Origin of the sequence: Lactiplantibacillus paraplantarum (genome assembly GCF_003641145.1) — a bacterium.
Classification (GTDB): domain Bacteria; phylum Bacillota; class Bacilli; order Lactobacillales; family Lactobacillaceae; genus Lactiplantibacillus; species Lactiplantibacillus paraplantarum.
The window spans coordinates 39,239-51,852 of sequence record NZ_CP032744.1 but is presented as its reverse complement, the minus strand read 5'-3'; the positions used below and the strand labels follow the sequence as shown (position 1 = coordinate 51,852).

Genomic DNA, 12,614 nt, shown 5'->3' with positions numbered 1-12,614 from the left:
ACGGTAGCGTCAAGAATCTTGTGTAAATGAAATGCCTTCGTACATATAATATGTAACTAACTCAAATAAATGATGCTTCCAAGGTGTCCTGGAGTCCTTTAAAGCCTCGGTGGATCCGCTTCAGAGACTTCTCGTTATAAGCATTAAACTGAGAAACCAGGAATCGATCCAGTGAATCTTCCGTTGGAAATTGTTCTTTGCGGTGGGTGGTGCGCTTGAGATGCTTGTTAAAGTTCTCAATCAAGTTAGTGGAGTAGAGTGATTGCCGAATGGCTGGTGGAAAGTCCATGAAAGTGAGCAGATTCGGCATTTTAAGCAGATCTTTGATTAACTTGGGATAGGTACGATGCCAGTTGTTGGCGAACTCATTCAGTTTCAGTTCGGCTGCTTCACGATTGGCAGCCCAATGAACTTGTTTAAAGTCATTGATCACGGCCTTACGGTCTTTCACCCGAACTTTGTTTATCAAATTACGCCCAACATGAACCAGGCAACGTTGTCGTTTAGCTTTGGGAAAATGCCGATTTAAGCCTTCATCCAAACCAACTAACCCATCGGCCACAAACAACAGCACATCTTTGACACCTTGCTTAATCAGGGTTCCCAGTAATTCAGTCCAGATCCCAGTTGATTCCGTCGGTGCCACTTGGTAGTTCAGCACTTCTTTCGTACCATCTGGACGAATGCCAATCGCAATATGAACCGCTTCTTTTTGAACGGTATCCCGCTTTAACGGCAAGTAAGTGGCATCTAAGAAGATAGCCGCATATTGTGAAGCCAGTCGACGTTGCTGGAAAGCTTGAACCTGTTCATTGACGGCTTTAGTCATGTTGGAAACCGTGGCTTTGGAGTAGTGAGCACCGTACATTTTCTCAATGAGTTCGGCAATTTCAGCAGTGGTAATTCCCTTGGTATACAACTGAATAACCGTTGTTTCTAAATTATCACTGTGCCGACCGTAGGCTGGCAAGGTATGATTTTCAAACCGGCCATTGCGATCTCGAGGAATGGTTAAGTTAAGTTGGCCGTACTTCGTATCAAACGAGCGCTCATAACTGCCGTTGCGGTTATTACCAGTGTTAATCCCAGCGTATGAGTAGCGTTCGTAACCCAAAAACTCTGCCAATTCAGTTTGAAGCAGCTGGTTGATGGCGATTTCAAGGTGGTGACGAAAAACTTCGTCCAAATCTTGTTTTTGGGCTAGTGCAGCGATAATTTCTGTGGTAAGTTCATTCATGGGGAATGCCTCCTGTGATGTTTTCTGTGGTTACTAAATATCATAAGGGAAGGCATTCCCTATTTCTATACAATTTAGAAATCTTTTATGCGTTTACACAAGATATTTTACGCTCTCATTTTGACTTTTATTTATTTTATAAAGATCCATGGTAACTCCTAATTGGCATCTATACTTATATTAATATTTTACATCGTTCGACAAGCATTATCATCCCAGCAAAAATTTTTATAGATAAGCAAGCTAAATATATACACTGTACGATCACTCATCGCTTATATAAAATATCTTTTATTACGTAAATCTACTAATTAGCACAGCCCGTAAGAATCATTTCAATAACCACACTTAACGGTGTCGTTACCGGATCAACTTGATGTAACCGGACCATGCGTTCATAACTCAACAATGTGTTGGTGCCCATCGCTAAGATGACCCTTGGATCAATCGAACGTATTTCCCCACTTTCAATTCCCTTATCCAATGCCGCTACAATATCATCAAATCGCATGCCAGCTTCATCTTGGGACAAATCCAATGTCGCCATAATTGGTGCCGCTTGAAATTGCTGAATCAAATCTGCATCCTCTGGGTTATCAGCCGCAAATTGATAGAGCGCACGTGCAAACAGAGCCAAATTATCAAGAGCACTAGCTTGAGCATTAAAGTGTGCAAACAAGTAATCTGACATTTTTTGTTTCCGACTTAAAAACGCTTGTTTAACTAAATCCTCCTTATTCTCAAAATAAATATATATATTAGATTGTGAAATTGCCGCTTTTTTGGCAACTTTAGTCATGGTAATGCCGCCTAATCCCTCTGCATTGATCATTTGAACCGTAGCATCCAGAATATCTTGCCATCTTTGCTCGTTTTTTTCTTTCATAATAAGCACTATAAAAGAATTTTAATTCTGTGTCAAACCATAAATATTCGGTTTGTTTTCTATTGACAAAGAATGAATATTCTTTTATGATTGTTTTATCGATTAATAATGAGTGACTACTTTTTAAACTCAAAAAGAATATATATTCTCTAAAGGAGATTTCCATTTATGATTACTAAACCCGTTGCATTAATTACCGGTGCCTCTGCTGGCATGGGTGAAGCTGCCGCACGTCACTTTTCACAAGCAGGTTATGAAGTTTATGCCGGTGCACGTCGTGTTGAAAAAATGTCTCATTTAACAAGACTGGGAATTCACACACTTCATTTGGATGTTACTAATGCTGAATCTAACCAAGCTTTTGTGGATCGGGTTCTAGCCGATACCGGCCGCATCGACGTCTTGATCAACAATGCTGGTTACGGATCGTTCGGTGCGCTAGAAGATGTAACTTCTACTGAGGCTAAACGCCAATTTGAAGTTAATGTATTCGGTGCCTTTAATTTAATTCAGCTTGTTTTACCTACCATGCGCAAACAACATTACGGTAAAATCATTAATAACTCATCAACAGGCGGTCAATTATACTCCCCACTTGGCGGTTGGTACTACGCTTCAAAACATGCGTTAGAAGCCTTAAGTGATTCATTACGATTGGAGGTAAAATCTTTTGGAATTGATGTTATTATTATTGAGCCCGGTGGCACTGACACGAATTGGCAACAAATCACCAATGAACACTTACTAAGAGCGACGCCAAAATCTTCCCCTTACCGCTCAATGGCAGAACGTGTGGTAAAAACTACCATTAAAGGCATGTCAACTGCCGATGAGCTGGGACAATTAATGTTAAAAGTCACCACTATTAAAAAGCCAAAGTCACGTTATCAAGTTAAATTCATTGATAAACTAATGGTAATTGCTGCCCGTAAATTCTCCTATCACATAATGGATCAAATAATTGGAATTTCACAACGAATACTCACAAATTAAAATTAAGGGGCATTACTCCGTTTAACCACTTTTATATCAAGATATATACCCTTACTAAATAATGGGAGTACCTAATTAAGGTATTCCCATTATTTAGTCATCTATTTAGCTGTTAACAGTGCTTCACTTGTGATACGGAGATCCGTATCATATATAGGTACTATTACTGATATATCAATCTTCTTTCAAATGTTTTTCGTGAAGCACCAACCCATTTCCCCGTTCAATGTTGACAGCTAACCAAATTACAGTATTCATTTTGTAAATAGATTTTTCTTTAACTAATCATAACTTTATTATCAGACACAAAAACGTGGAACTTTCTTAAAAAAGTTTCACGTTTTTTCGTTGAATATTACTTATCCTTTGAGCCAATTTTCCTTAAAAATACGCTTGATACATTAGAATACTAGCTAAAATTAATGCAACAATACCGACAGTTTTTTTTATGATTTTTGATGGGATAAACCGAACAATGATTGGCCCAATATAGCCACCTATTAAAAGTCCTAAAACTAGCGGAATAATAACTTTCCACTGAATCTTCAGCATAATAATTAACATGATGGCTGACACAATATTATTAATAAAGGATTCAAAGTTACGAATTGCATTATAGGTTGCATATTCACCACCAATTACTTTAGACAATACCGCAATCATTAGTAGTCCCGAAGCAGCCCCAAAATAACCGTTATATAATCCAATTAATACAACGCTAAGCCAACCAACGACATTCCGCCACAGACTTAACTCGTTATGATGACTAGAATTTTCGCTTGGCCAAAGTAGCATAGCTCCAGCTAACAGAATAAAAAAAGGTACCACTCGTTTAAACCCTGAATTAGAACTATGAATTAAAATAAAAGCTCCAATAATACTACCGACTGTACTTAAACAGGCCACAATAAAAGCCATTTTCCAATGGTTCTTTAACTCTTTCAGTGAAGAAGTTACTGTTCCTACACCAGCACCTACAGTTGCCACTGTAATGGTCGCATTAGCAGAAATCGGTGCAATTCCAATGGATAATAGAACTGGATAAAGTGTTAATGAGGCCATACCAATAATTCCTGTTAGAATACCCGCAAGTAAACTCATAAACAATAAATAAACCGTTGAAAGCATAATAAATCCCTTCTCAACGGCACAATTTTGTTTCGGATACGCCTGCACATACCGATTAGTTTTCAATTGTATTCATTGTATATACATATACTTATCAAGTCAAATTTAGATTGATTATTTTCAATTTCTACAAAAAGAAAGTATGACTAGGATCATCCTATAATCAATGAACATAAGACAACCAAGCGCAAGCACCACAGCCGGATCATAGGTAAGCCCTATCACCAATATATCAAGCTTTACCAACATCTAAACAAAAAATACGAGCATTTATCTTTTTCTAATGTTTCACGTAGAACGTTCATCTGCTCCTTATGACCAACCGCCATCAAACCACTGCAAAAAAATCGGCAATACTCGTCAAACATCAACGATTTTTAACTATAATCCTGAAATACACTTACCCAGTTACCGGTCCAAACTGTTGGGAAACTAACTGGCTTAATGCCGGAGTCAAATGGGCCGCTTACATACTAGCTAACGTTGACGTTGTAATGATATCCTGACCGCGACCAGCACTGATTTTAACACCAATTTACAGGTCTAATAGCGGGGCACGACGTTCAGATTCAAAGTACAGATAAGATGGGCTTTAGCCGAATGTCACCACAGTAACAATCAATATGTACCAAGTAAAAGGAAACATTGACCATTAAAATGGCCAATATTTCCTTTATTTTTTAATAACCGTAATTTATTTATGAACTGCACTCTTGTAGTATTCGCCCAGGCGGATTCTACTTTTAAAAAACCGCATCACTTATGATACGGACTTCCCACATTAATCATAAACGCCCGATAAACCTGCTCCGACAGCACCAGCCGCATCAACTGGTGGGGTAACGTAAAACGCCCAAACGAAATCTGAGTATCCGCGCGCTTCAGCACTTCCGGTGATAACCCCAGCGAACCACCAATCACGAAATCAATATCGCTATGACCATACGTCGTTAACTTATCAATTTCCGCGGCAAATTCTTCACTCGAGCGTTCCTTACCCAAAATTGCTAGTGCGTACACGTAATCGCGATCCTTAATTTTTTCCAGGATCCGTTGGCCCTCTTTTTGTTTCACATTTTCCATCTCTGCGTTACTTAATGACTCTGGTGCCTTTTCATCCGGCACCTCGATAATCTGAAATTTTGCGAATTTACTCATTCTTTTCGCATATTCCGCAATCCCTTGTTTGAAGTATTTCTCTTTTAACTTCCCGACACAGATAATTTTGATGTTCATAATTGACCGCCTTTACACAAGTTATTAACATAGTTATCCACAGGTGCATAACTCAATAATCAATATATTGTGTTGAACACCAGTTCGCCACAATATTTATTTAGCCTTATTTTGTCAAGCCCTTTCCGACTTATCCACAGTTTTACACAGCAACACTTGTTCGTGGATTCCGGTTACAAATCCTATTATATCAAGAACCGAAGCCTATTAAAATAACTTTTTAAAATTAAATCCACAGGCTCGTCCAGTGCCTGTGGATAACTTTTAAACAATCTTCAGCCCCGTGGTTCCGGCTGTTCATAAATTTCGACTGATCCGCCTAAAATTTATCACCAAAGTTATCCACATTTTTACACACCTCCAAATCTCACAATAAATGCTTTTCGTTATTTTATCTAGTTTGTTCGGTTTTTGTCACAACTACCGTCAATTTTCGCAAATTTCGCCGATTATTGAAAATCGATTCTTCGTTTTTTCATGATTTCGACCCTCAACCTAAAAAACGCCCCCGACTGCTTTATCCAGTCAGGGACGCTTATGAAATTCTCATTTATTAGTTGCTTTGCTTAGTTAACGTTTTGGTAGTTTCGGTTAACTTCATGTTGGCCGTCTTCAGCTTGCCATCATGATAATACTTAACGGTGACCGTATCATTAACTGAATGGGCGTATAAGGCACTCCGCAACGTTGCCAGGCTAGTTACTTTCTTGCCACCCAGTTCCGTAATGACATCGTACTTCGTCAATCCAGCAGCCTTGGCTGGTGACCCTGAGTACGTCTTCATGATGACGACACCCTTCGTAACACTCGTTGGTAACTTCAGCACGGACTTCTGATCACTAGCGGAAATATTGGCTAGGTCATAAGTTGCCACCCCTAAGGCTGGCCGGACCACCTCACCCTTTTGAACCAGTTCATTGATGATCTTCACAACTTCATTACTTGGAATTGCAAAGCCCATCCCTTCAACACTCGTCCCAGAGTTATCTGATGCTAACTTCATGGAATTGATCCCAATCACTTGGCCAGCAATGTTAAATAGTGGCCCACCAGAGTTCCCAGAGTTAATTGCGGCATCTGTTTGGATAACTGTCGCGTAACCCGTCGTTTGCCCCGACGTATTAGTCGTTGCAACCGTCCGCTTCTTCGCCGATATAATCCCTTGCGTCAAAGTCGTTGCGTAATTAGATCCCATCGGTGACCCAATCGCTAAGGCCGTTTCACCAACTTTGATACTATCTGAATTCCCAAAGCTAGCTGTCTTCGTTACCTTAGAAGAATTAATCTTCAGAACGGCTAGGTCGGTAACAGAATCGGTTCCGACGATTTTAGCTGATAATTTTGTTCCGTCACTCATAATCACTCGAATCGCGTTTGAGCCGCTAACCACGTGATTATTGGTCACAATATAAGCTGCGTCGCCACTCTTCTTATAGATGAGCCCAGAACCTTCACTATATTCTTCTAACTTGCTTGAACTCGAATCCGAACTCGAAGAACTATCGCTGCCAGACGAATCATCGCCGCCCAAAATACCGCTCCAACTACTTGAAGAGCTCTTCTTTTGGAGATTAATGACAGACACCACGGCCGCCTTGTTATTTTCAAATACCTTGGTCGCCTGTGAACTGACATTGACCTTAACGTTCGTCGTTGACGTTGACCCCGACTTATTAGAACCGGTTGGCACACTGGTCGATGACGTAGCGATGTTATTATCCTGAAAATAGTTAATTCCACCGTAAGCGACACCACCACCGATTAGTCCGGCTACCAGTGCGGTTACTGCAACCTTGATTAATGATTTATTAGCCATAATTGCGCGTCGAAACGCGATCCCTCCCTACTAATGCTGATTTTAAGTTTATTTTAGCGAAAAAGTGTGATTTTTTTATGACTGAAGCATTGCGAAACATTAAAGCTAGCCTATAGCGTGATTAACTTAGTCGCTTGTTCAGGCTCCGTATCATATAGTTGAAAATCATGTTCCACACCAAAATCATGTTCAGTCATCATAGATGCCACCGTCAAGTGTGCCAAGGACTTCAGATTATTATCCTGGCTACGATGCCCCAGATAAATCCGCTTAGTATGGCGGCCGATAACATCCATCAACGCGTTGGCGCCATCCTCATTGGACAGGTGGCCTTCATCACCAATGATCCGCTGCTTAAGTGGCCATGGATAACGGCCCATCCGCAACATCTCTAAGTCATGATTACATTCAAATAAGTAGCCATCAGCATCGCGAATCACCCCTTCAACGTGCTCCGAAACGTAGCCCGTATCTGTGATAATCACGAACGACTTGCCCGCATGATGTAGTTCATAAAACTGCGGTTCCGCCGCATCGTGCGATACACTAAACGATTCCACATCAAGATCGCCTAAGCCCAAGGTCGTATCTGGATCAAAAACGTGGCACAGCTCGGCCGGCACATTTCCAATTTTATGGGCCATCGCATCCCAGGTTCCCTGATTAGCATAAACATCTAAGCCATATTTCCGCGCCAGAATTCCCGCAGAATGACAATGATCAGTATGTTCATGACTAATAAACAAACTATCGACTTCATTAATGTCACGGCCAATCGATGTCATCAGGTTAGCAATTTTTTTACCACTTAGCCCTGCATCGACCAATACCTTGTGCTCTGGCGTTTCAATATACGTGACATTACCCGTACTTCCCGATGCCAGTATGCTTACTTTCATATCATCCGTTGCTAATTTTAATACCATTATTTAGGCTCTTCCCATCTCTGAAATCCATTACTATCTTTACATGATACACGCTTTTAGCAGGGTTGAAAAGTAAGCAACCCACAACATGAAGTATCCCCTCGCTTCAACGACTAATGATCGTCGAGGACCAGCCGTGTTAAAACGCCATCGCGTACAACAAGTGTTGGCTAGATTTTTTAGTCAGCACAAAATTAAAGCCCTAGCGCCAACCTGACTGACAGGCCATCGCACAATTAATCATCAGCCGATCCAACGCAAGATACTAAAAAGTGGGCCCCATCACAAGTCCTGATGGAGCCCACACACTACCACACAACCATTAGCGTTAATAACCGACTAATCGAACGTATTCCATACCATGCCGACCGTCGTATCTAAACTACCCGTTGTGGTTGCATTACTATTCTTCATTGATGCACTCGTAAAGGCATTAATACGGTGCAAACTAATGTTAGAACTATTCTTGCCACGAACGGCAAAAATCCAAGTTGGCACATAAACACTACTATCTTTCAGCTTCAATAACCGTGAATAGCCAAGTTTGGCCCACACGACCCGCGAGCTACTCGATACTTGATTGTATTGATACAAGGCCACCAATGCTTTTTTTTCACTGATAGTTACCGCTTTTTCACGTAACGTTTTAACATTAGCAACGTATGTTTGCGTATAACTCGTTAACTGCTTATCCTTATTGACAAATAAGTGCACTTGTCCGGCACCGGTAAGAATTTCGCCATCCGCAACTTTTTGAACAAAGACATAGTCCCCGCTTGTCGACAAATCGGCATCATATACGTACTCGGTACCATGAATCACGTTAGTTCGCTGACTCATAAATGTCGTTAGATCCGCTTTCGGACTCTGGGTATCAATCGTTGTCGTCGCTCGCAACGTACTGACTAACTTACCACTACTTTGAACCCGCGCTGACTGTTCAGTTAACTGACTTAATTGTTGTTTCAAACCACTTTCATTGCTCCCAGCAATGTAGTAGCCCGTACCTTCATGAGTATCTGGATTCTTAAAACTAATATTATCGGCCCGCATTTCACGAATTACCGTCGTTGCCGTGTCACCGGTCGTTTTCGTTGATTTAGAACTCGTCTGGACGAACATAAAGCCTAAGAAGATATCCAAAACAACAAATGCTAGTAAGAAAATCCACTCAATTCTCCGAAAATTCATGCGGCCACCTCCTAAGATCCACTTAACATCGACGTATACGTCCGCCAAGTTCCGTTATAGTAGACATAATACGTTGGCGTCAGGTCAATCACGAGTTTGGACGACTTATTCTGCGACCATTCGTAGCCCAGTTCGATACTACCAATCTTATCATCCTTATAACCAGCCGCCTTCAAACGTTTTAGCACGCTCGTCGAACTTGGTAAGGTCACCGCCTGTTTTTGGCCAGTGGTTGGGACTGGTACTTGTAAGCTGTATAACGAGAAGTAGTAGCGGTCTAACCCATTCGAAGTTAACTGGATACGCACATCACCGTTTTCTGTTTGATTAAAGATAGGAAATCCTTCAACGTAGCTTCGATAAATCACACTGTTACTAGTTGCATCAAACCCGTAGTACCGAATATTATCCATGGGTACGCCGAGACTCGTCAGTTGATTAAAACTCTTCTTTAACTGACTCGTTAGCGATAGATTTCGCGTCGTGCCTGAATCACTATAATCTTCGAAATAGACTGTTCCCAGCTTAGAGTCGACCGTCATCCGTTTATAACTCCCAGTCGTATACTCTTGCTTCCCACTCCGATTATGCACCGATACCGTTGAGTTCCCATCCGCATCTAACAATCGATTGGCAATTTCACTAGCCGCCGCCTTACTCATGAGGTAGCTATAGTGTTGCATGGTCACCTGCTTAGGATAATCAATATAAGTCGTATTATCTTCATAGGTCATCTTAACAGCAATTTGTTTAACTTTATCTGCTGCTAAAACGCGTTTTAGTGAAGTTAGTGACTTTTTCTTTAACCTGACACTATAAATCTCATGGTGGTTATCATTTAAAAAGTACATGTGATTAGTATCATTGACTGGAATCACAATGCGACTAAACTCGGAAGAACGAAAACTATTGAGCTGTTGCTTAAAAATGGTGTTAAACAGGCTGACTGTAATACTATCAGGAAAGTTTAAAACATAACTATCTTCCCCATTCAACAGCGCCTGATAACTCTTAGCCGACGTAATTCGCACCTTAGAGATACTACGGGCATCCCACTTACGCAACTGTTCACTAAATTGACTGACTAAACTAACATTCTTATTGATCAACAGGGACTGATTGCCCTGACTATTCGTATAAATCAACTGAGTCGGCAAATAAATGTCATCAATCGTCCGGGTCGTTAACGAGGAATTTGATGACGTGGTACTAACCTTACTTTCATGTTCATACCGCGATGGGTTTAACCAAATATACATCGACAGTACCACGCTCAATAAAATCAGTATGGTCAACAATATGGGTAAGATAAAGCGTCTAAGCTTGTGAGTCGTCATCCCAAAGGTCCTCCTCCTCATAAGGTTCATATGGCAAGGAAATATAGAACGTGGACCCCTTACCTTCAACACTATCAACCCAAATTCGACCGCCTAGCATCTGGACAACTTCTTTTGAAATCGCCAGACCAAGTCCGGTACCGCCTTGGGCCCGTGAACGCGCCTTATCGACCCGGAAAAAGCGGTCAAAAACATGCGCTAAATCAGCTCGTGGAATTCCTAAGCCTTGGTCACTAATACTGATAATAACCTGATTATGCGTTTCTAATAGTCGACAAGTGACCACCCCACCATCTGGGGAGTACTTAATCGCATTATTCATAATATTATCGAGCACTTGCGTAAACTTGTCAGTGTCAATTTCAACCCATAAGTCGCGCTTAGTAAACTCACGCTTAATCGTATAGTACTTAGCCGGGTTATCATCTTTTTTCAGGATCATGTCGAACCGATCCAACACATAATTAAACATTTCGTTAATATTCACTAGTTCCATATCAACGCGGGTCGTCCCTGAATCCATCCGAGATAAGCTTAACAGCTCATTAATCATCCGAATCATCCGGTCAGTTTCTTCCTGAGTGACCTTTAAAAAGCCTGGTGCCACTTCTGGATCTTTCCAAGCACCATCGCTCAATGCTTCAATGTAACTCCGCAAACTCGTTAACGGTGTCCGTAATTCGTGCGACACATTAGAAACGAATTGCTTACGGTCATTATCAATCTTCTGTTGTTCCGTAACATCATGTAACACACAGACTAAGCCACTAATAAATCCAGATTCACGTTGAATAAGTGAAAAGTAAGCATTTAAGATCAAGTCACGTTCATTAGATGAGAAATCGAGCATCAATTCATCCTGATTCTCGATTAAGTCACGTAATGAATAGTCATCACGGATCTTCAAAATATCCAGAATCGAATTACCAATGGCTTTTTCCGCCGTCACATCCATAAAATCCGACGCCGTTTCATTAATAATCGTAATATTGCCGCGCCGATCCGTAGCAATCACACCGTCACTCATATGTGAGAGCACACTATCTAACCGCCGCCGTTCTGCTTCCGTCGACTCTTGCGATTCTTCAACGCGAATGGACAAGTTATTAATCGCTTTAGCCAGTTGACCCAACTCATCATCACTATAGACCCGGACTTGACCGGCATAGTCGCCGCGTGCAATCCGCTGTGTTTGTTGCTTCATTTCCTCAATCGGACGCGTTATTGCCCGGGCAATAATAATGGCAATTCCCAAGCCCAAGACCATGGCAACCAGTGACGCAATCACAAAAATCCCCATAATATTGTTGATGGTACTATATACCGATTTCATATTCGCCCGTACGTACAGTACCCCAACTAACTGGCTGCTATTCCCAGTTGAGTTGGAACTGTACAATGGCACAATTGAGATATAATAACGACCATTATTTTGCGTATCATAGGTACTCTTCGTGTAAGTTCGATTATTATAAATCGCATTTTTCACATTCCGGTCCGTTGTCTTTTGACCAACCACAGATTGATCATTAACGTCACTAGTCCCCCGAATGGTTCCCTTACTATCGACTACTCGGATTTCATCAATATTGGTATTGTTATAATTTGATAAAATCGTTTTGATCTGGCCATTGGCTTTACGGGTACTACTTACAGTCAGTTGCTCAGCCAACGAATTATCAATATAAGTTGGAATTTGAACGGCTTGCTTAAAATCTTGGATGTTCTTCGATTCCAACTGCTTAACAAAAATCGCCCCAACAATTTCCAACGTAATCAATAATAACAACGCAAATACTAGTGCAATTTTAAAATTAATCGTTTTAAAAAAATTTTTCCGTTTAAATCTCAACACGGTCTAGCA

At 41.0% G+C, this 12,614-nt stretch carries 10 protein-coding genes; 1 reads left to right on the top strand and 9 read right to left on the bottom strand.

The annotated features are described in order from the left end of the window. Positions 1-61 precede the first annotated feature (61 nt). Both LP667_RS00200 and LP667_RS00195 read right to left on the bottom strand, forming a co-directional pair. The gene (locus LP667_RS00200; protein ID WP_015063434.1) at positions 62-1,237 is read right to left on the bottom strand and encodes an IS256-like element IS1310 family transposase; all 1,176 of its coding nucleotides are present in this window, start codon (positions 1,235-1,237) and stop codon (positions 62-64) included. Between the two features lie 307 nt (positions 1,238-1,544). After that, positions 1,545-2,123 (bottom strand): TetR/AcrR family transcriptional regulator, encoded by a 579-nt coding sequence (locus tag LP667_RS00195; protein ID WP_080235569.1) that lies wholly within the window; start codon positions 2,121-2,123, stop codon positions 1,545-1,547. Positions 2,124-2,291: 168 nt separating this feature from the next. Here LP667_RS00195 and LP667_RS00190 point away from each other — a divergent pair, with 168 nt between their 5' ends. Further along, on the top strand, positions 2,292-3,116 hold the full coding sequence (locus tag LP667_RS00190) for an oxidoreductase (RefSeq protein ID WP_021730366.1): 825 nt from the start codon (positions 2,292-2,294) through the stop codon (positions 3,114-3,116). Between the two features lie 381 nt (positions 3,117-3,497). Here LP667_RS00190 and LP667_RS00185 read toward each other — a convergent pair whose 3' ends face one another. The 7 genes from LP667_RS00185 to walK all read right to left on the bottom strand — a co-directional run bounded on the left by LP667_RS00185 (position 3,498) and on the right by walK (position 12,605). Further along, the gene (locus LP667_RS00185; RefSeq protein ID WP_056988455.1) at positions 3,498-4,244 is read right to left on the bottom strand and encodes a sulfite exporter TauE/SafE family protein; all 747 of its coding nucleotides are present in this window, start codon (positions 4,242-4,244) and stop codon (positions 3,498-3,500) included. Between the two features lie 756 nt (positions 4,245-5,000). Continuing rightward, the gene (rlmH, locus tag LP667_RS00180; protein WP_021730364.1) at positions 5,001-5,480 is read right to left on the bottom strand and encodes a 23S rRNA (pseudouridine(1915)-N(3))-methyltransferase RlmH; all 480 of its coding nucleotides are present in this window, start codon (positions 5,478-5,480) and stop codon (positions 5,001-5,003) included. A 553-nt stretch (positions 5,481-6,033) separates the two neighbouring features. Continuing rightward, complete coding sequence (locus LP667_RS00175; protein WP_021730363.1) at positions 6,034-7,296, bottom strand: S1C family serine protease; 1,263 nt, start codon at positions 7,294-7,296, stop codon at positions 6,034-6,036. A 110-nt stretch (positions 7,297-7,406) separates the two neighbouring features. Beyond that, complete coding sequence (locus tag LP667_RS00170; protein WP_021730362.1) at positions 7,407-8,222, bottom strand: MBL fold metallo-hydrolase; 816 nt, start codon at positions 8,220-8,222, stop codon at positions 7,407-7,409. A gap of 339 nt (positions 8,223-8,561) precedes the next feature. Further along, positions 8,562-9,413, bottom strand: a complete 852-nt coding sequence (locus LP667_RS00165) for a two-component system regulatory protein YycI (RefSeq protein WP_021730360.1) — start codon at positions 9,411-9,413, stop codon at positions 8,562-8,564. An 11-nt stretch (positions 9,414-9,424) separates the two neighbouring features. Continuing rightward, positions 9,425-10,750, bottom strand: coding sequence for a YycH family regulatory protein (locus LP667_RS00160; protein WP_021730359.1), 1,326 nt, complete (start codon positions 10,748-10,750; stop codon positions 9,425-9,427). Continuing rightward, positions 10,731-12,605, bottom strand: coding sequence for a cell wall metabolism sensor histidine kinase WalK (walK, locus tag LP667_RS00155; RefSeq protein ID WP_021730358.1), 1,875 nt, complete (start codon positions 12,603-12,605; stop codon positions 10,731-10,733). The genes LP667_RS00160 and walK overlap by 20 nt, the downstream gene beginning before the upstream one ends. Positions 12,606-12,614: the final 9 nt, after the last annotated feature.

What these genes read in the sequence shown, in the direction of transcription:
- LP667_RS00175 (WP_021730363.1), bottom strand. Translation starts at nt 7,296, where the DNA reads ATGGCTAATAAATCATTAATCAAGGTTGCAGTAACCGCACTGGTAGCC.
- LP667_RS00170 (WP_021730362.1), bottom strand. Translation starts at nt 8,222, where the DNA reads ATGGTATTAAAATTAGCAACGGATGATATGAAAGTAAGCATACTGGCA.
- LP667_RS00200 (WP_015063434.1), bottom strand. Translation starts at nt 1,237, where the DNA reads ATGAATGAACTTACCACAGAAATTATCGCTGCACTAGCCCAAAAACAA.
- LP667_RS00165 (WP_021730360.1), bottom strand. Translation starts at nt 9,413, where the DNA reads ATGAATTTTCGGAGAATTGAGTGGATTTTCTTACTAGCATTTGTTGTT.
- LP667_RS00190 (WP_021730366.1), top strand. Translation starts at nt 2,292, where the DNA reads ATGATTACTAAACCCGTTGCATTAATTACCGGTGCCTCTGCTGGCATG.
- LP667_RS00195 (WP_080235569.1), bottom strand. Translation starts at nt 2,123, where the DNA reads ATGAAAGAAAAAAACGAGCAAAGATGGCAAGATATTCTGGATGCTACG.
- LP667_RS00185 (WP_056988455.1), bottom strand. Translation starts at nt 4,244, where the DNA reads ATGCTTTCAACGGTTTATTTATTGTTTATGAGTTTACTTGCGGGTATT.
- rlmH (WP_021730364.1), bottom strand. Translation starts at nt 5,480, where the DNA reads ATGAACATCAAAATTATCTGTGTCGGGAAGTTAAAAGAGAAATACTTC.
- LP667_RS00160 (WP_021730359.1), bottom strand. Translation starts at nt 10,750, where the DNA reads ATGACGACTCACAAGCTTAGACGCTTTATCTTACCCATATTGTTGACC.